Source organism: Priestia sp. BR_2, assembly GCF_041954005.1.
GTDB classification, from domain to species: domain Bacteria; phylum Bacillota; class Bacilli; order Paenibacillales; family Paenibacillaceae; genus Paenibacillus_AQ; species Paenibacillus_AQ lautus_A.
In genome coordinates, this window is record NZ_JAVFHM010000255.1 from 1 (window position 1) to 18,725 (window position 18,725).

The 18,725-nt window shown below is 52.3% G+C and carries 18 protein-coding genes and 1 rRNA gene; all 19 read left to right on the top strand.

Annotated elements, in window-relative coordinates; translation table 11 throughout:
• Nucleotides 1-1,262, top strand: a 1,262-nt coding sequence (locus RB298_RS20420) for an ATP-dependent metallopeptidase FtsH/Yme1/Tma family protein (RefSeq protein WP_486048281.1), incomplete at its 5' end; no start/stop codon positions are given.
• 229 nt (nt 1,263-1,491) lie between these two features.
• Nucleotides 1,492-2,430 carry a quinolinate synthase NadA gene (nadA, locus tag RB298_RS20425; protein ID WP_096777315.1) on the top strand — a complete coding sequence of 313 codons (939 nt, stop codon included), beginning with the start codon at nt 1,492-1,494 and terminating at the stop codon, nt 2,428-2,430.
• Between the two features lie 38 nt (nt 2,431-2,468).
• Entirely contained in the window at nt 2,469-4,085 is a 1,617-nt protein-coding gene (nadB, locus tag RB298_RS20430) for an L-aspartate oxidase (protein ID WP_096777314.1), read from the top strand.
• Nucleotides 4,075-4,950 carry a carboxylating nicotinate-nucleotide diphosphorylase gene (nadC, locus tag RB298_RS20435; protein ID WP_486048284.1) on the top strand — a complete coding sequence of 292 codons (876 nt, stop codon included), beginning with the start codon at nt 4,075-4,077 and terminating at the stop codon, nt 4,948-4,950. The genes nadB and nadC overlap by 11 nt, the downstream gene beginning before the upstream one ends.
• A complete protein-coding gene (locus tag RB298_RS20440; protein ID WP_009591942.1) occupies nt 4,947-5,711 on the top strand; it encodes a type III pantothenate kinase in 765 nt (254 codons plus the stop codon). The genes nadC and RB298_RS20440 overlap by 4 nt, the downstream gene beginning before the upstream one ends.
• Nucleotides 5,712-5,768: 57 nt before the next feature.
• Nucleotides 5,769-6,653, top strand: coding sequence for an Hsp33 family molecular chaperone HslO (gene hslO / locus RB298_RS20445; protein WP_009591925.1), 885 nt, complete (start codon nt 5,769-5,771; stop codon nt 6,651-6,653).
• 20 nt (nt 6,654-6,673) lie between these two features.
• Entirely contained in the window at nt 6,674-7,609 is a 936-nt protein-coding gene (locus RB298_RS20450) for a peptidylprolyl isomerase (RefSeq protein ID WP_096777312.1), read from the top strand.
• Nucleotides 7,610-8,037: 428 nt separating this feature from the next.
• On the top strand, nt 8,038-8,973 hold the full coding sequence (gene cysK / locus RB298_RS20455; RefSeq protein ID WP_012818329.1) for a cysteine synthase A: 936 nt from the start codon (nt 8,038-8,040) through the stop codon (nt 8,971-8,973).
• 261 nt (nt 8,974-9,234) lie between these two features.
• The gene (locus RB298_RS20460; RefSeq protein WP_486048287.1) at nt 9,235-10,899 is read left to right on the top strand and encodes an anthranilate synthase component I family protein; all 1,665 of its coding nucleotides are present in this window, start codon (nt 9,235-9,237) and stop codon (nt 10,897-10,899) included.
• Nucleotide 10,900: 1 nt separating this feature from the next.
• Nucleotides 10,901-11,482 (top strand): aminodeoxychorismate/anthranilate synthase component II, encoded by a 582-nt coding sequence (gene pabA, locus RB298_RS20465; protein ID WP_009591892.1) that lies wholly within the window; start codon nt 10,901-10,903, stop codon nt 11,480-11,482.
• Nucleotides 11,479-12,369: an aminotransferase class IV gene (locus RB298_RS20470; RefSeq protein ID WP_486048289.1), complete on the top strand. Its 891-nt coding sequence runs from the start codon at nt 11,479-11,481 to the stop codon at nt 12,367-12,369. Before pabA ends, RB298_RS20470 begins: the two co-directional genes overlap by 4 nt.
• On the top strand, nt 12,366-13,226 hold the full coding sequence (folP, locus tag RB298_RS20475; protein WP_096777309.1) for a dihydropteroate synthase: 861 nt from the start codon (nt 12,366-12,368) through the stop codon (nt 13,224-13,226). The genes RB298_RS20470 and folP overlap by 4 nt, the downstream gene beginning before the upstream one ends.
• Before the next feature lie 35 nt (nt 13,227-13,261).
• Nucleotides 13,262-13,624 (top strand): dihydroneopterin aldolase, encoded by a 363-nt coding sequence (gene folB, locus RB298_RS20480; protein ID WP_009591901.1) that lies wholly within the window; start codon nt 13,262-13,264, stop codon nt 13,622-13,624.
• A 7-nt stretch (nt 13,625-13,631) separates the two neighbouring features.
• Entirely contained in the window at nt 13,632-14,180 is a 549-nt protein-coding gene (gene folK, locus RB298_RS20485) for a 2-amino-4-hydroxy-6-hydroxymethyldihydropteridine diphosphokinase (RefSeq protein ID WP_036672070.1), read from the top strand.
• Complete coding sequence (locus tag RB298_RS20490; RefSeq protein ID WP_012818334.1) at nt 14,132-14,338, top strand: helix-turn-helix domain-containing protein; 207 nt, start codon at nt 14,132-14,134, stop codon at nt 14,336-14,338. Before folK ends, RB298_RS20490 begins: the two co-directional genes overlap by 49 nt.
• 223 nt (nt 14,339-14,561) lie before the next feature.
• A complete protein-coding gene (dusB, locus tag RB298_RS20495; RefSeq protein WP_486048292.1) occupies nt 14,562-15,593 on the top strand; it encodes a tRNA dihydrouridine synthase DusB in 1,032 nt (343 codons plus the stop codon).
• Between the two features lie 210 nt (nt 15,594-15,803).
• On the top strand, nt 15,804-16,280 hold the full coding sequence (gene greA / locus RB298_RS20500; protein ID WP_009591919.1) for a transcription elongation factor GreA: 477 nt from the start codon (nt 15,804-15,806) through the stop codon (nt 16,278-16,280).
• A 172-nt stretch (nt 16,281-16,452) separates the two neighbouring features.
• The gene (lysS, locus tag RB298_RS20505; protein ID WP_012818337.1) at nt 16,453-17,964 is read left to right on the top strand and encodes a lysine--tRNA ligase; all 1,512 of its coding nucleotides are present in this window, start codon (nt 16,453-16,455) and stop codon (nt 17,962-17,964) included.
• A gap of 669 nt (nt 17,965-18,633) precedes the next feature.
• A 16S ribosomal RNA gene (locus RB298_RS20510) occupies nt 18,634-18,725 on the top strand; the annotation flags it as partial.

Genomic DNA, 18,725 nt, shown 5'->3' on the forward strand with positions numbered 1-18,725 from the left:
CTGTAGGTCGTCAGCGCGGCGCCGGTCTCGGCGGCGGTCATGACGAGCGCGAGCAGACCCTCAACCAATTGCTGGTTGAGATGGACGGTTTCGGAGCGAACGAAGGCATTATCATCGTCGCTGCGACCAACCGACCGGATATTTTGGACCCGGCGCTTCTTCGCCCGGGACGTTTTGACCGTCAGATTACCGTCGATCGCCCGGATGTGAAGGGCCGTGAAGCCGTACTGAAGGTTCATGCACGCAACAAACCGTTGACGAAGGATGTCAAGCTCGACATCATCGCCAAACGTACAACCGGTTTTACGGGCGCCGATCTGGAGAATCTCCTGAACGAGGCTGCCTTGCTTGCGGCTCGCCGCAACCGTAAAGATATCTCCATGCGAGAAGTGGATGAAGCGATTGACCGCGTTATCGTGGGTACCGAGAAGCGCAGCCGCGTGATCAGCGACCGCGAGAAACGCATCGTAGCTTACCATGAAGCCGGTCATACCATTGTGGGTTACTTCCTTGAGCATGCCGATACGGTGCACAAGGTAACGATTATTCCTCGCGGCCGTGCCGGCGGATATGTCATCATGATGCCGAAGGAAGATCGGATGCTCGTAACGAAGCAGGAATTGCTGGACCGCGTAACCGGTTTGCTTGGCGGCCGTGTCGCCGAGGAGCTGTTCATCGGCGAAATCGGAACCGGAGCCTACAGCGACTTCCAGCAAGCAACGGGCATCATCCGCAGCATGATTGTGGAATACGGTATGAGTGAGAAGCTTGGACCGATGCAGTTCGGTACATCCCAAGGACAAGTGTTCCTGGGACGTGATATCGGACACGAGCAGAACTATAGTGATGCAATCGCTTATGAAATCGATCAGGAAATGCAGCGGTTCATTAACGAATGTTATGAGAAGTGTAGAGAGCTTCTGACCAAGCATTCCAAAGAGGTTCATCTGATTGCCAACACGCTTCTGGAGAAGGAAACACTGGAGCTTGAGCAAATCAAGAACCTCATTGAGACCGGATCGGCTGAAGGCGATGGCAGTGGCGAAGGTGAAGGTTCTTCCGAGAACGGCGAGCCGATCATCGATAACATTGGCGACGTGAAAGTTCGCATTCAAGGGAAAGAAGACGGCGGGCAGCCGACTTCCACGGAAGAGATTCCGAACAACCCGATGGATTCGAATGATCCAGCACCGGAAACCAAAGATTCCGAACGCAAGGATCCTCCAGGCGGATCGGACAACGGTAACAGCAGTTTAACGTAATATTCGTTGATAAAACATCGAATACCGAATAAAAAAGAAGAACCGGAGAACGATAATTCGTTTTCCGGTTCTTTTTGTGCTTTCTATCACATTGACAGGGGACAGAACGAACGTGTACATTAGTTGTTAAATAAGGATGCGCTTCCTTTCACAAAGGTGGAAACCATCCTGAAAGTCACATGGTCATCAGCGGCGAACAGCCGGACTACATAAAGGGAGAGGGTCGATCATGGAAGCTTTGGCACTGGAGCGCAAGGCAGAACAGAACCGTGAACTGCGTGAGCGGTTAATGCAGTTGAAGAAGGAACGCAATGCAATTATTTTGGCTCATTATTATCAACGGGACGAAATTCAGGAGGTTGCTGATTTTCGGGGGGATTCCTTCTTGCTCGCGCAGAAGGCGGCACAAACCGACGCCGAGGTCATCGTATTCTGCGGCGTGCATTTTATGGGCGAGAGCGCCAAAATCCTGGCACCAAACAAAACGGTTCTCATTCCGGATGAACGGGCCGGCTGTCCTATGGCCGATATGGTGAACGTGGACGGACTGCGGAAATTGAAAGCGCAGCATCCGAATGCGAAGGTGGTTACGTACATCAATTCATCCGCTGAAATCAAGGCCGAAACGGATATCTGCTGCACTTCCTCCAACGCCGTGAAAGTGATTCAGTCGGTGGATTCGGACGAAATTATATGGGTTCCCGATAAGAACCTGGGGCATTATGTTCAGCAGCATACCGACAAGAAACTCATTATTTGGGAAGGATACTGCAACACGCATGACATGCTGACCGTTAAGGATGTCGTCGAGATGAGGGCCAAATATCCTCAGGCTGAATTTGTGGTGCATCCGGAATGCCGTCCGGAGGTTGTTGCCATGGGTGACTTTGTGGGAAGCACAACCGCCATCCTGGAATATTGCAAACAGTCATCGGCCAAGGAGTTTATCGTGGGAACTGAGGACGGTACCGGTTATCAGCTTCGATTGGATAGCCCGGATAAATCGTTCCACTTCGCGACGAAATTCCTGGTATGTCCGAATATGAAAGTGAATAATCTCAAAAAGCTGGTGAGAGCACTTGAAACGATGAAGCCGCAGATCTATGTGCCGCCGGTCGTTGCAGAGAAAGCCAGAACTTCATTAGAGCGCATGTTACAGGTTAAGTAGCATGCGCTACTCTTTCGTGAAAAGACAGGTGAGGCAACGTGATACCGCAGTATTTGATTGATTTTGAGCTGAACGATCTCCCGGTTGTAGAGACGGATGTCATCGTGATCGGTTCAGGCATTGCGGGTTTATATACGGCGATCATGGCAAGTGCGACTCAGAATGTGCTTTTGATTACGAAAAAATCGCTCCTCGAGAGCAACACGCGTTATGCTCAAGGCGGGATCGCGGCCGTAACGGCGGAGGATGACTCGCCAGCATATCACCGTCAGGATACCCTCCTTGCAGGGGCCGGTTTATGTTCATCTGCCGCGGTGGATGTACTTGTAAACGAGGGTCCCGTCGGGGTTCAAGAGCTGATTCGCCTCGGCACGACGTTTGATGTGGAGAATGGCGAGCTTGCTTTGACCAAAGAAGGAGCGCACAGCCACCGACGGATCCTTCATGCCAACGGGGATGCTACCGGTTATGAAATTGTCCGCGCTCTTTCCATTCAGGTCGAAATGCTTCACAATATAGAGGTATGGGACGATCATTTTGTCATTGACCTGATTACCGAGCAGGGAGAGTGTCACGGCGCATTGGTACAGATGCCGGATGGCAAGCGGGTATTCGTGCGCGGCCGTGCGACGATTATGTGTTCCGGGGGGGCCGGTCAATTGTACCGGTACACAACCAATCCGGAGGTTGCGACCGCGGATGGCATCGCCATGGCTTATCGGGCAGGCGCGGAAATTCGGGATATGGAGTTTATCCAGTTTCATCCGACGGCGCTAAGCTATCCGGGCGCTCCCCGATTCCTGATATCAGAGGCGGTTCGCGGCGAAGGTGCCGTGCTTCGTAATATAAGAGGGGAACGGTTCATGCCGAAATACCATGAGTTACAGGAGCTGGCACCCCGGGATATCGTGGCACGGGCCATTGTCAGCGAAATGGAAGCGACGGGATCGACCTTCGTATACCTGGATATTACCCATGAGTCGCCGGAAATGGTCAAACATCGATTCCCAACGATTTATGAAACATGCATGCAGTACGGGCTGGATTTATCGTCCGATTGGATTCCGGTCTCCCCGGCTGCGCATTATATGATGGGGGGCATCAAGACCAACCTGCACGGCGAGAGCAGCGTGAAGCGATTATTTGCTTGCGGAGAGGTCTCGTCTACCGGTGTTCACGGAGCGAACCGGTTGGCCAGCAATTCGCTTTCGGAGGCGGTCGTGTACGGCAGTCGGATTGTCGAGCGCATTAAGAGCCTCCCGGAACCCTCTGGGGATCCTCTTGGGGTATCATTTCATCTGGGCCGCAAGGACGCTCCGTCGCAAGCGATGGTGGAAAAACGCTTGAAGCTTCAGAAGGTCATGGTGCGTTATGCAGGACTTCGGAGAAATCGGGATACTCTAATAAGAGCGGCGGAAGAGCTTGGCCGTCAGCTGCCCTTGTTCCAATCGATGCTCTCCAAGCGTGAAGAATACGAATTTGCGAACATGCTGACTGCATCCCTGCTGGTGGTTCAAGGCGCGCTGGGACGGGAAGAAAGTCGGGGAGCTCACTACCGAGAGGATTATCCGGAGCGAAATGACAGCGAATGGCGCAAGCATATTGTGTTTATACGGGACCAAGAAATGACGGAGGAATTGAGCGATGATGTTTAACGGATATAACGATGGCCTTCTCCAGAGCATACGGACTTGGCTTCAGGAGGATATTGGGTCGGGGGATATTACGACCCTCACCACGATCGAGCCGGGTCACGAATCCAAAGGGGTTATCCATGCCAAAGAGGCAGGCATCGTGGCAGGCATGCCGGTGGCAGAGCTGGTATTCGAAACGGTAGATCCAACGCTTACGTTTACGGCATTGGTCCGTGACGGAGACGTGGTGGAAAAAGGGACGGTTCTCGCTGAGGTGGAAGGAAGCACCCATCGTATTTTGACAGGCGAGCGGCTCGCGTTAAATTTGCTTCAGCGTCTATCGGGCATTGCAACCAAAACACGTTCTTTTGTTGATGTGCTTGAGGGATTGCCGACAAGGCTGGTGGATACCCGCAAAACGACGCCAGGCCACCGGATGCTTGAGAAATATGCCGTGCGGGTCGGCGGCGGCGCGAATCATCGCTTCGGCCTGTACGATGCCGTCATGATCAAGGATAATCACATCAAGGGTGCGGGCGGCATCGCCCAGGCGGTCAGCCGGGCCAGAGCCCATATTCCGCACACCATGACGATCGAAGTTGAAACCGAGAACCTGGCGCAAGTGGAAGAAGCCTTGGCTGCAGGCGCGGATATTATCATGCTGGACAACATGAGTCATGACATGATGACGGAGGCCGTGCGGAGAATCAAGGCCAAGTCGCCCCACGTTCGCGTCGAAGCGTCGGGGAACGTGACGCTGGAGACCGTGCGCGGGATTGCGGAGACCGGGGTCGATGTCATTTCGGTTGGACGGCTGACGTATTCATTCCATAGTCTCGATATTAGTTTGGATCTGAATGCAAAGAAAGGAGGAGCAGAGGGTTGATTCTCGTTGTGGACGTAGGGAATACCAATATTGTGCTGGGTGTGTACCAGGGAAAGAAACTGCTGCATGATTTTCGGATCAGTACATCGCGTCAGTCTACCGTGGACGAATACGGTGTATTGATCCACAATTTGTTTCAAATGTCCAATATATTGGTAAGCCAAATAGAAGGCGTTATTGTCTCTTCCGTAGTTCCTCCGCTTGTGCGCGTGGTCGAGGAAATGTGCAATAAATATATTGGCAAGGCGCCCCTTATCGTTGGGCCGGGGATCAAAACCGGACTCAATCTGCGGTATGAGAATCCGCGCGAGGTGGGGGCTGACCGGATCGTGAATGCAGTAGCAGCCGTCGAGCAGTACGGGGGGCCGCTGATCGTAGTGGATTTCGGTACGGCGACGACGTTTGATTGCATTGATGAAGCAGGCAACTATCTGGGCGGCGTAATTGTGCCGGGCATTGGCATTGCCACGGAAGCCCTTGTGCAGCGCGCTTCCAAGCTTCCTCGCGTAGAGCTCGAAAAGCCAAAGAAGGTGATTGGGCGCAACACCGTTCATGCCATGCAGGCCGGCATCGTATTCGGTTATGCAGGACAGGTCGATGGCCTGGTTAAACGCATAAAAGCCGAGATGGGAACGGACAATGTTAAGGTTATCGCCACAGGGGGAATGGCTGAGCTGATTGCCGGCGAAACGGAATCCATCGAAGAGATTTCTCCCCTCTTGACGCTGGAAGGCTTGCGTATTATTTACGAGCGTAACTAGAACCGATATAAAACCGTTAGATATTACAAACAACCAGAAAGACAAGGAGGCCTCAAGATGGGTAATCAAAAAGACCGTATGCTGCGGGGAACGGCGTTAAACGGGAAAGTGCGGGCATTTGCCGTTCGGACAACCGATCTGGTGGAAGAGCTTCGCCGAAGACACGATACGTTCCCTGTCGTCACAGCCGCTTTGGGCCGCACCGTGTCAGCAGCAGCGATGATGGGAGCTATGCTGAAGGGAGATGAGCGTCTTAGCATTCAGGTTCGCGGCGATGGACCGATCGGTCTGATTGCGGCGGAGAGCAATGCCAAGGGCGAGGTACGCGGTTATGTCAAAAATCCGCATGTGGAGCTGACGAATATACGTCCGGGCAAGATGGACGTAGCCGCTGCGGTAGGGACCACCGGTCAGATTGATGTGGTCAAGGATTTCGGATTGAAGGAGCCTTACCGTGGCAGCGTGCCGATTATCTCGGGCGAGCTGGCCGAAGATTTCACGTATTATTTTGCCGTATCCGAACAGACCAACTCGGCGGTAAGCTTGGGCGTGCTGGTTTCGCCGGATTATTCCGTGGCCAATGCCGGCGGCTTCATCATTCAGCTTCTCCCCGGCGTTAGCGATGAAGAGATTACGGAGATCGAGCTTGCGTTAAGCAAGATTCCTCCGATCACCGAGATGCTGGAGGAAGGGCTGGATCTCGAGGATATCCTGAAACGCGTCGTTCCGGATGTGACGATTCTGGAGGAAACGGAAGTCTACTTCAGCTGCGACTGCTCGCATGAGCGGGTGGAGCGCGCACTGATCAGCTTGGGACGGGAAGAGCTTGAGCAGATGATCGAAGAGGACGGCAAAGCAGAGGTTTCCTGCCATTTTTGCAATGAACGATATACGTTTGACCGAGAACAGCTTAAATCCGTGCTAGAGCGGGCCAAATCTTAATGTTGGGATGAGCGACCGTGATGACGAGACAAGAGAAGGGATTGTGGGCGACCGTCATTGTCTTGACAGCATGCGTATTGGGTATGGGGGGCTGGATGCTGTTTTCCGGGGGCTTTTCGCAGGAGGCTTCACCGCCGTGGAAAACAGGCTCCCAGCCCGTTGCATCCATCCAGGACAGGGCGATTACCGAAGACGAGTGGGTTGACGAGCTGAAGAAGCGATATGGGCGCGAAATGCTGATGACCATGCTGAATCGGCACGCCGTGGCGCTGGAAGCGAAAGCGAAGGGCATTGATGTGACGACCGCGGAAGTCGAAACGGAAATCGAAGTCATGAGCCGAAGCTATGGCTCTAAGGAACGGTTCTTATCGGAAATGGAAGATCAGCTTGGCATTACGGAGAGTGAGTTAAAGACGGAGACGACTTATCGGCTCCTGCTTGAGAAAATTGCGACTTCCGATGTTCACATCGAGGAGCAGCAAATCGATTCGTATCTGGAACAGTACCCTGATCAATTTCGGCCCAAGAAACAGCTGAATTTATCCATGATTGAAGTCGCTTCGGAAGATGAGGCGGAACGCGTCATGGATCGGCTGGAAAATGGGGAGGATTTTGCGGATCTCGCAGCTCAGGTATCCCTTGACGAGTACACTCGGGAAGACGGCGGACAGATCGGCTTGGTAGAAGAGGATGATCCCTTTTTGCCGCCAGAGCTGCTTGAAGCAGCTTTATCGCTCGAGCCCGGAGATATTGCGGGACCTGTATCGCTCACGGACACATATGCCATAGTATATGTGAGGGATATTATTGAGCCTCAAGCTCCTAGCGAGGAAAGTATCCGGAAGGCGGTTCGCAAGCAGCTGGCCCTGGAGCAGTCGGTGTCCTTATCGGAATTGGAGCGGCAGCTTCGCGAGAAATACGAGGCACGGATCAGTGCGGGTACGGTTACGCTGTAAATAGAGCAACAACATGAGGAAAGCTCGCTGTGGCGGAGAAAGATCTGGCTGCAGGGGCTTTTTTCGCTGTAGTTAATGCCTGAGCTTGGATGGCTGCGGAAAATTGGCGGTTATCCCGCATGAAGTCCTCCGAAGGATTTCGCGTTCGGCTCGTTCGTGAGTCGCAGGAAAATTCACCTAGAAATGTTGATTTTCGAGCAGCTGGATATTGACAATGGCCTGTAACGTTGATAAGATGAAGGTACAAAAACCTACCTTTTTACTCGGATATTGGAGAGCCATTGAACAACAGGAATTTTATTAATCCGCCGGCTCCCATTTTTTTAACATCGAGAACCTACAAATTCATGATTCGACATTCGAATGAATAACACCATTATGTATTCACTATTTTTATCCAGATCCATATTTAGAGGAGGTCTTCTTTCATGGCAAAAGTCGTAAATAATGTGACAGAATTAATCGGTGAAACCCCGCTCGTCCGTTTGAACCGGATCGTACCTGAGGATAGCGCAGAGATCTATCTGAAGCTGGAATACCAGAACCCGGGCGCCAGCGTTAAAGACCGGATCGCGATCAGCATCGTGGAAGAGGCAGAGAAGGATGGACGTTTGAAGCCGGGCGATACGATCATTGAAGCGACCAGCGGCAATACCGGCATCGGCTTAGCTATGGTGGCAGCGGCTAAAGGCTATAAAGCGGTTATCGTCATGCCTGAAACCATGAGCTTGGAGCGCCGGAACCTGCTGCGTGCTTACGGAGCGGAACTGGTCCTGACACCGGGATCGGAAGGAATGAACGGTGCCGTTAAGAAGGCCGAAGAAATCCTGAAGGAAAATGCCGGATTCTTCATGGCCGAGCAGTTCAAGAACCAAGCGAACGTGAAGATCCACCGTGAAACGACTGGTCCGGAAATCGTTGAAGCGATCCAATCGATCGGCGGTTCCCTGGATGCGTTCGTGGCTGGCATCGGAACAGGCGGTACGATTACAGGCGCTGGGGAAGTGCTGAAAGAGCAATACCCTGACATCAAGATTATTGCGGTGGAGCCTGCTGCATCGCCAATCCTTGCCGGTGGCAAGCCAGGCCCTCACAAAATCCAGGGCATTGGCGCAAACTTCATCCCGGAAATTTTGAACCAAGAAGTGTACGATGAAATCGTTCATGTAGAGAATGACGATGCCTTTGAAACTTCCCGCCGCGTGGCGAAGGAAGAAGGCGTTCTTGGCGGTATTTCCTCCGGTGCGGCTGTATATGCTGCCTTGAAGGTCGCCAAAGAGCTTGGTAAAGGCAAGCGGGTTGTCGCTGTCATTCCAAGCAACGGAGAGCGTTACCTGAGCACGCCGCTCTATAACTTCGAATAAAATGATCTGGAATAGGCTGTGCATTTTCATCTCACCCAAGTGAGGTAATGTGCTGCGAGAAGGGAGCCCTCAATGTGTTTTTTATAGCATTGAGGGCTTTTTGCGTATACTACTCCCTAAGATAACGCTTTAATGGATTCAAGGGCTGACCGCTTCAAAAATTATTGTTGGACAAGCCTCTATTTAGGGTTTTCAAGAGAAGCGGGATACAGTATACTGACAGGCAACAGTAAGGCTTTTGAAGACTAAGGGAGGATCGGCATGGAGAGAAGAGTGGAGCTGGCCCAGTGGCAGTCATGGGCTAAAGAGGGCTGGTCCGTCGTTCCCTATCTGGTTCAATATAAAGGAGCAACACGAGGATTACCCCTGTCATGGAGACATGCTTGGAAAGCGGCCTCGCCTTATGCCTTTGTGCTGGAGAGCGGTAAGGGCGGACGCTACACGTATCTTGGGTTACGACCGGTGTCCATTTTGCAGGGAAAAGGAAGCCAGGGCGAGGTCGTCGAAATGTCAGGCGGATTGCGAACGCAGGTAACGGGAGAGCCGCTGCGTCTGTTGGAGCAGTGGATGAAAGCGTGGAAATCACCCCGAGTGCCGGGATGGCCGGATTTTCGGGGAGGCTGTGCAGGCTTTCTGAGCTACGATGTCATCCGCTCGATCGAGCAGCTGCCCGTGATGGCCAAGGATGAGCCCGGCTTTCCGGATTATTTGTGGATGCGCATGGAAGAAGTCTGGATTTACGATCATGCGGACGACAGCCTATACTGCTCGGTGCATGTTCCTCTGCCTTGGGCTTTCGGGAGCGGGGAAGATTCGAAGGAGGCGACGGCGCTTGAGGATTCAGCGAATGTTTCTGAAGGTTCTGAGCTCTCACAGGGGCAGGAAGAGATTTTGGAGGAATTATATGAGAAGGCCGGCCTAAGAGCCGAATCGATGCTCTCCCAATGGAATCAAATGTACGGAACGGGGCCGGAGAACGATTCGAGATCCGAAGATGAACGGGTGCGGCAGGAACGATGGAAAAAAGCGCAGGAGCTGTCAGGGCCGAATGTGGAGATCTGGGATCGGCTGGAGATTGATTTTTCGCAGGAAGCGTTCGAGCAGGCGGTTCTCTCGATCCAAGAATATATTCGGCAGGGCGATGTTTTTCAGGTCAACTTGTCTCTTCGCCGGCATCTGCCGCTTCATGCGGAACCTTCCGATATTTACGAGTGGCTGCGCATTCTGAACCCTTCACCTTACATGGGGTACTTATCCTCGCCAGGCTTCAGTTTGGCCAGCGGCTCGCCGGAATTGCTGGTGAAGCTGGATGGCGATACCGTGTCAGCCCGGCCGATCGCGGGTACCCGCCGCCGGGGGAGAAATCCGGAAGAGGACGCGGCCATGGAAGCGGAGCTGCTTGGCAGCGAGAAGGAACGGGCCGAGCATATTATGCTGGTCGACCTGGAGCGGAATGACATCGGCCGCATTGCCGCATACGGGACGGTGCATGTTCCGGAGCTGATGACCGTGGAGAGGTACTCGCACGTCATGCATTTGGTGTCCCAAGTGGAAGGGCGGATTGCTGAGGGCAACAATGCATATGATGTCATTGCGGCAGCGTTCCCTGGCGGCACCATTACCGGCGCACCCAAAATCAGGACCATGGAAATCATCGAAGAGCTGGAGCCCGTGACGCGGGGGCCTTATACCGGCTCCATGGGCTGGATCGATTATAACGGCGATATGGAGCTTAACATAATTATCCGAACCCTCGCCGTGAAGGATGGGGTCGGTTACATTCAGACAGGTGCTGGGATCGTCATTGATTCCGATCCTTATCGGGAATACCGGGAGTGCCATAACAAGGCCAAAGCTTTGATAGCGGCGCTGATGTGCAGTGAAGAAGAAGCCGCAGCGGCGGCTGCCTATATAGGGGGGAAATAACATGATACTTGTCATCGACAATTATGATTCGTTTACGTATAACCTGGTTCAATATTTGGGGGAGCTCGGCGAGGAAGTCAAGGTTTACCGGAATGATGAGATCGACATCGCCGGCATCGAAGCGTTGGCGCCGGACCATATCCTGATATCGCCGGGACCGTGCACGCCGAATGAAGCGGGCATTAGTCTGGACGTGATTTCGCATTTCAAAGGGATCATTCCCATCTTCGGCGTCTGCCTCGGCCATCAGGCGATCGGGCAAGCCTTTGGCGGCAACGTCATCCGTGCGGAGCGCCTCATGCATGGAAAAACATCCGCCATCCAACACACAGGAGAATCGGTCTTCGAAGGTTTGCCGGTTCCGTTCACCGCAACGCGATATCACTCGTTGATCGTTGAGAAGGAGACCCTCCCCGAGGAGCTGGAGATTACCGCCTGGACGGAAGAGGGCGAAATCATGGGGCTTCGGCACAAGCATTATCCCGTGGAAGGTGTACAGTTTCATCCGGAATCCATCATTACCGACCATGGCCATCAGATGCTGCGCAACTTCCTGAAGCGCACGGCTGGCGCCAAGGCATGAAATATATAGGCATGAACGGCGGCATCGTTGAAGCTGCCGACGCGGTCATACCTGTGATGGATCATGGGCTTTTATACGGAATGGGTCTATTCGAGACCTTCCGCACGTATCAGGGGAAGCCCTTTTTGCTAGAGCGGCATTTGAACCGGCTGACGGACAGCTGCCGGGAGCTCGGGATCGCCCACAAGGCGGATGCCGAGAGGATCAGCGGCTGGATTGCCGAGCTGATGGAGGCGAACGGCCTTCAGGATGCCTATATACGGTACACCGTAACCGCAGGAGAAGGATTGCTCGGTTTGCCTGCCGGAGATTATGCGAAGCCGGCCGAGGTACTATTCGCCAAAGAGCTGCCGGCCGCCAACGCTGCGCTCTACGAGACAGGCAGAGCCATGAGGCTGCTGTCCCTACCGCGGAACACGCCGGAATCATCGGTCCGGATGAAATCCCTGCATTATATGAACAATATACTCGCAAAGCGGGAATTGGCAAGATATCCTGAACTAGCGGGTGGTGGTCCGGCAGAGGGGTTGATGTTAACTTCGGCGGGAGACGTGGCCGAAGGCATCGTCAGCAACGTCTTTTTCGTCAAGAAGGGGCGTTTATATACGCCGGACGTGGGTACCGGCATTTTGCCGGGGATTACCCGGGCGGTGGTGCTGGAATTGGCTGCCGATCTTGGCATCGAGGCCGAAGAAGGCCGTTATGGTTGGGATGTATTTACCGGAGCGGATGAAATATTTACGACAGGCTCTGTTCAGGAGATTGTTCCGGTCACGACGTTGATTGGGGTTGAAGGTGAGGCACTGACCATCGGACAAGGAGTGGCCGGCCCGATAACCCGTACATTGCTGTATGCGTATAGAAGGAAAGCAGGGCTTGATATATGAAAACAACCATCTATGAACGTGAATATCGTTTGAGCAAGGACGCTGAGTTAAAGCTCGGTCAATCGACGCTCATTATGGGCATATTGAATGTGACGCCGGATTCGTTCTCGGACGGAGGCCGTTATAACGACACGGAGCGAGCCGTTGAGCATGCGCTTCAGCTGATTGAGGAGGGAGCCGACATCATCGATATCGGCGGGGAATCGACGCGGCCGGGACACGAGCCGGTTGGAGCTTCAGAGGAGCTTGCCCGCGTAATCCCGGTTATTGAAGCTATTCACCGGCACGCGCCGCAAATTCCGTTGTCGATTGACACCTATAAAGCGGAAGTGGCGCGCCAGGCTATTGGAGCGGGGGCTCATATCATTAACGATATCTGGGGCTTTAAAGACGATCCTGATATGCCTAAGACGGCGGCAGAGCTCGGATGCCCCGTCATTCTTATGCATAATCGACGCGATCGAAATTACACGAATCTGATAGAAGACGTAAAACGCGATTTGCTGGAAAGCGTCGAAATTGCGCGCGCTGCCGGTGTGCAGGATCACCAAATTTTGCTTGATCCGGGCATCGGTTTTGCTAAGGACTATGACGAGAACATGAAAGTGATGGCATCTCTCGATCAGCTTGTGGGGCTGGGGTTTCCGGTACTGCTGGCTACCTCCCGCAAAAGGTTTATCCAAACCGCGCTTGGAGCCCCGGCACAAGACGTGCTGGAAGGAACGGCAGCCACCGTCGCATACGGGATTGCGCAAGGCTGTCAGATCGTTCGGGTGCACGACGTGAAGCATATGAAACGGACAGCCATGATGTGCGATGCCATGACTTACGCTTCAACGGAGCTTCAACGCAACTAATTTTTTGGGATCAAGGATGGAGGGCGGAGTACGAGATGGATAAAATGATACTGAGCCGCATGGAATACTACGGTTACCACGGTGTGTTTGAGGAAGAGCGGAAGCTGGGCCAACGATTCTATGTGGATCTTGAGCTGGAGATGGATTTGAGCAAAGCCGCGAAGACGGATGATCTGACGTTAACGGTAAATTATGCCGAAATTCATGAACTCCTGCTGGAGATTATGCGGACGGAGTCGTTCCGCCTGATTGAAGCTTTAGCGGAGCATATTGCATCTAAGGTATTGGACACTTATACTATTATCGATGCTTTAACGGTCCGATTGACGAAGCCGCACCCGCCTTTTGACATTCATTTTGAAGGTGTGACCATTGAGCTGCACCGGACCAGGAAGTGAGACGATCATGAATTCACACGCCACCTCTGAGTGTTCAGAGGCTTATATTGCTTTAGGGGCCAATTTGGGAGACCGCGAGGGGAACCTGATGGAGGCATTGGAACGGTTGGATGAAGTGCCAGGCATTGAGGTAGAGCGCGTATCCAACCTGTATGAGACCGAACCGGTCGGTTACGTGGATCAGCCGATGTTCCTTAATATGGCCGCAGCCGTGTCGACATCACTGAGTCCCCATGAGCTGCTTGCCGTAATGCAGCAAATCGAGAAACAGCTCGGCCGGGTCCGTCATATTCACTGGGGACCGCGGACGGTGGATCTGGATCTGTTATGGATGGAAGGACGCCGTCTGGATACGCCGGACCTCGTTCTGCCGCATCCCCGCATGCAGGAACGGGCTTTCGTTCTCAGGCCGTTGGCCGATATCGTGTCTGAGCTTGAACCTTCTGGTCTGTACCCCGTGGTGAAGACAGCACTTGAGAACCTGGAAGGAAAGGAAGGAATTCAGCTTTGGAAAACAAGCAGCTGGCGCAGCGTATCCGCGCTTTCCGAAAATTGAAGGGTTTGACCCAGCAAGAGCTCGCCGAGCGATCCGGTATTTCTCTGGCTGTTCTTGGCGCAATCGAACGGGGGAACCGCCGTGCCGAGGAACAGATGCTGGCTCAGATTGCCGACGTGCTGGAGATTACGTTGCAGGAGCTTAAGGAACGGAGCTAGATTATCTATCGTGAAGGGATTCAGGTTTATTTTTTAGAAACCCTGCCATTAATATAGGAAGATGTCTTTTGGATGGGATCTACAAGAATGAGTAAATGTTGCGGACTGGACGATTGCGCGATTCATGGGTATGATGGTTTGGTTTGAAACTTAGGGGATTTCACGCTCGAGAAGCGGGATCCTTCGACTATAAATATTTGAAAATAAAGGAGGGAAACATGGAATGGATCAATTGAAAATCGGAAACGTTGAAATGAAAAACCAAGTGGTTCTGGCGCCGATGGCTGGCGTGTGCAATCCGGCGTTCCGATTGATCGCGAAGGAATTCGGCACCGGTCTGGTCTGCGCCGAAATGGTCAGCGGCAAGGCGATCGTTCACGGCAACAAGCGCACCCAGGAAATGCTGTTCGTCGACGAGCGGGAGAAGCCGTTGAGCCTGCAAATTTTTGGCGGCGACCGCGTATCCCTGGTGGAAGCGGCCAAAGTCGTCGATCAACAGACCAATGCCGATATCATCGACATCAATATGGGCTGCCCTGCACCGAAGGTAACGAAGATGGATGCGGGAGCGCGCTGGCTTCTGGATTCGAACAAAATCTATGAGATGGTCGCGGCGGTTGTCGATGCCGTGAACAAACCGGTCACGGTGAAGATGCGCACAGGCTGGGATAGCGATCATATCTATGCTGTCGAAAATGCGCAGGCTGTCGAACGGGCGGGCGGTCAAGCCGTCAGCGTTCACGGGCGTACGCGCGAGCAGCTCTACACCGGGCACGCAGATTGGGACATCATTCGCCAAGTGAAAGAAGCCGTCTCCATTCCGGTTATCGGCAACGGCGACGTAGTGACGCCGGAAGATGCGCGCCGAATGCTGGATACGACGGGATGCGATGGCGTCATGATCGGTCGTGGAGCGCTGGGGAATCCTTGGATGCTGTACCGTACCGTGGAATACCTGAAGACGGGCCAGCTGCTGTCGGATCCGTCTCCCCAGGAGAAAATCCGGATTGCCATCCTGCATATGGACCGACTGATCGCCCTGCGCGGCGAAGCGGTAGCGGTTAGGGAGATGCGCAAGCATCTTTCCTGGTACTTGAAAGGACTCAAGGGATCGGCTCGCATTAAAGATATTATTATGGAAGAAACGAAGCGCGATGAATTGGTCAGCCTTCTGAACAACTTTGTGATCAATCTGGAGGACCATGAAGAATCGGCAAAAAGCGTATACCCTCAAGCCGCTGCGGCGATTGGATAATACAAGGTGCAGGCTGTTAACGGTTGCGTATATGCGACATCCGTGACAGCCTTTGCGCGCATTGACTTTTTGAAATGGTTCCCATATAATCTTTCAGTATAAATTCAAGAAATTGAGCAGGCATCAGAGGGAAGTTCTGATCCCCAAGAATTCGCATATAGTATGTTGATACCGTGGTTTAAATTATTTACATGACAGGAGAATCGGTTAATGAGCGATAAAGAAGTCATTCTTACCCAGGACGGTCTGAAGAAACTGGAGGACGAACTTGAGAATCTGAAGTCTGTGAAGCGCCGCGAGGTGGCTGAGCGGATTAAAGTTGCCATCGGTTACGGCGATATTAGTGAAAACTCCGAATATGAAGACGCCAAGAACGAGCAAGCCTTTATCGAAGGCCGGATTATTACGCTGGAGAAAATGCTCCGTAATGCGCGCATCATCAACAACGATGATATCAATACCGATGTAGTCGGCGTGGGCAACACGGTGATCGTGGAGGATTTGGAATTTGGCGACACGATGGAATATACCATTGTAGGTACGGCCGAATCGGATCCGCTTAACAACAAAATCTCGAACGAGAGCCCTGTCGGCAAAGCGATTATCGGCAAGCAAAAAGGATCGGTTGTGGATGTTAACGTTCCTGCGGGCGTTATTCAATATAAAATTGTAGACATTAAGAAGTAAGTCGGAATGTGGTGTAGAAAGCTTCCTTCGGGGGGCTTTTTTAAATAGGTTAGGGCCGGGTTGAGGGCTTAATGGATGGATGGCATGTCTTGAAATGGCTGCCCTACCGTTAAGTCCTTGCCGAATGTGTACGGGATTCACAATGGAAGCGAAATGAAGGAGATGAATGACGATGACGGAAGAAATGAACAACCAGGAACAAGAACAGGAGTTAAGTGAGCTTTTGCAAATCCGCCGCAACAAATTGGACGAGCTTCGCAAGCTGGGCATCGATCCGTTTGGCGGAAAATACGAAAGAGAACATCACGCAGGTGATATTCTGAAACAGTACGACGAGCTCTCCAAGGAAGAGTTGGAAGAGAAGCAGGTGGAAGTGAACCTGGCTGGACGGATTATGGCTAAACGCGGCATGGGCAAGGCTTCTTTTGCCCATATTCAGGATTTGAGCGGCCGGATTCAGATTTATGTTCGCCAGGATTCCGTTGCAGAAGCGCAGTATGAAGCATTCAGCATCCTTGATCTGGGTGACATCATCGGGGTAAAAGGGGTCTTGTTCAAGACCAAGACCGGTGAAACTACCGTGAAGGTGAAGGAGCTGGAGGTTCTTTCGAAATCGCTGTATCCGCTCCCTGAGAAATTCCATGGTTTGAAGGATGTAGAGCTCCGTTATCGTCAGCGTTACGTCGACCTGATCATCAATCCCGATGTGCAGAAAACCTTCATTACCCGTTCCCGGATTATCCAATCGATGCGCCGTTACCTGGATTCCCAAGGCTATCTTGAGGTGGAGACCCCGACCTTGCATTCCATCGCTGGCGGTGCGGCGGCACGCCCGTTCATCACGCATCATAATGCGCTCGATATGGAACTGTATATGCGGATCGCAATTGAGCTCCATCTGAAGCGCCTGATTGTGGGCGGACTTGAGAAAGTGTACGAAATTGGCCGCGTTTACCGGAATGAAGGGATCTCAACCCGTCATAATCCGGAGTTTACGATGATTGAGCTTTACGAAGCTTATGCGGACTACAAAGATATTATGGCACTGACTGAGAATCTGATTGCCCATATCGCCCAAGAGGTGCTGGGCACGCAAGTCATTTCCTATCAAGGGCATGAAGTGGACCTGACGCCGCAGTGGCGCCGCGTATCCATGGTGGATGCGGTAAAAGAAGTTGTCGGCGTAGACTTCAGCGTGGACATGTCCAACGAGGAAGCGCACCGTCTTGCCAAAGAACACAAAGTTCCGGTTGAGCCGCATATGACATTTGGTCATATTTTGAACGCGTTCTTTGAGCAATTCGTAGAAGAGACGCTGATTCAGCCGACGTTCGTAACCGGTCACCCGGTTGAGATTTCGCCGCTGGCGAAGAAGAACGACGTGGATCCGCGGTTCACGGATCGCTTTGAGCTGTTTATCGTGGCGCGCGAACACGCCAATGCATTCTCGGAGCTCAATGATCCGATTGATCAGCGTCAGCGTTTTGAAGCGCAGATGAAGGAGAAAGAGCAGGGCAATGACGAAGCGCACGAGATGGATGAGGATTTCTTGCGTGCCCTGGAATATGGTATGCCGCCAACAGGCGGACTTGGCATCGGGATCGATCGTCTGATCATGCTTCTGACCAATTCCCCGTCCATTCGCGATGTCTTGCTGTTCCCGCACATGCGTAATAAGGAGTAGGTTTTGCTCCTTTCATAGTATAGAAAAGAGGCAGTCGGCTATAGCTTTCTATAGCCGACTGCCTCTTTTGTGCATAGAGCGCGTTTTTGTTGTAAAGCTGTGCTACATTCACTTGGTACAATGTATCAACACGTAATGGCCTGGGTGTTTAGGCGTTGTCTGCTTGGCGCCTTTGATACTTGGTTGGGGACCAACACGAATGGAGCAGCTAAAGATGATGGCCTGCAGTGGACCGTCATTCTGGGGACTCATATACAGCTTCAGTTATACCTATCCCCGATAAGCAGACAGAATTAGATGGACTTAATGAGTCATAATAGGCAAGTAAATAAGTGGATAATTTTGCCTTGTTTTTAATTTGCGAAAAAGGGTTGCATATAGGCGGATGCCATGGTATATTATATTTCCGGCCAAGAAATACGGCCTGGAACAAATGCTTGGATCAACAAGCCGAAATGAATTTGAAAATTAAATTCAAAAAAAAGCTTGCAATGATCGAGCGGATGTGATAAGATATAAGAGTTGCTAACGAGATAAACTGTTGGTGACAAACGAAGAAGTTGATCTTTGAAAACTGAACAACGAGTGAGTAAAACGAACCACTTCGGTGGGACGTTGAATAGAGAATTGAACAAATTCTCGTCAGTTAAGAAATGAGCAAGTCAAACTTTATTGGAGAGTTTGATCCTGGCTCAGGACGAACGCTGGCGGCGTGCCTAATACATGCAAGTCGAGCGGACTTGATGGAGTGCTTGCACTCC

Bases quoted from the DNA above. Each gene is read 5' to 3' on its own strand.
- nadA (WP_096777315.1), top strand. From the start codon at position 1,492: ATGGAAGCTTTGGCACTGGAGCGCAAGGCAGAACAGAACCGTGAACTG.
- nadC (WP_486048284.1), top strand. From the start codon at position 4,075: ATGATGTTTAACGGATATAACGATGGCCTTCTCCAGAGCATACGGACT.
- hslO (WP_009591925.1), top strand. From the start codon at position 5,769: ATGGGTAATCAAAAAGACCGTATGCTGCGGGGAACGGCGTTAAACGGG.
- RB298_RS20450 (WP_096777312.1), top strand. From the start codon at position 6,674: ATGACGAGACAAGAGAAGGGATTGTGGGCGACCGTCATTGTCTTGACA.
- cysK (WP_012818329.1), top strand. From the start codon at position 8,038: ATGGCAAAAGTCGTAAATAATGTGACAGAATTAATCGGTGAAACCCCG.
- RB298_RS20460 (WP_486048287.1), top strand. From the start codon at position 9,235: ATGGAGAGAAGAGTGGAGCTGGCCCAGTGGCAGTCATGGGCTAAAGAG.
- pabA (WP_009591892.1), top strand. From the start codon at position 10,901: ATGATACTTGTCATCGACAATTATGATTCGTTTACGTATAACCTGGTT.
- RB298_RS20470 (WP_486048289.1), top strand. From the start codon at position 11,479: ATGAAATATATAGGCATGAACGGCGGCATCGTTGAAGCTGCCGACGCG.
- folP (WP_096777309.1), top strand. From the start codon at position 12,366: ATGAAAACAACCATCTATGAACGTGAATATCGTTTGAGCAAGGACGCT.
- folB (WP_009591901.1), top strand. From the start codon at position 13,262: ATGGATAAAATGATACTGAGCCGCATGGAATACTACGGTTACCACGGT.
- folK (WP_036672070.1), top strand. From the start codon at position 13,632: ATGAATTCACACGCCACCTCTGAGTGTTCAGAGGCTTATATTGCTTTA.
- dusB (WP_486048292.1), top strand. From the start codon at position 14,562: ATGGATCAATTGAAAATCGGAAACGTTGAAATGAAAAACCAAGTGGTT.
- greA (WP_009591919.1), top strand. From the start codon at position 15,804: ATGAGCGATAAAGAAGTCATTCTTACCCAGGACGGTCTGAAGAAACTG.
- lysS (WP_012818337.1), top strand. From the start codon at position 16,453: ATGACGGAAGAAATGAACAACCAGGAACAAGAACAGGAGTTAAGTGAG.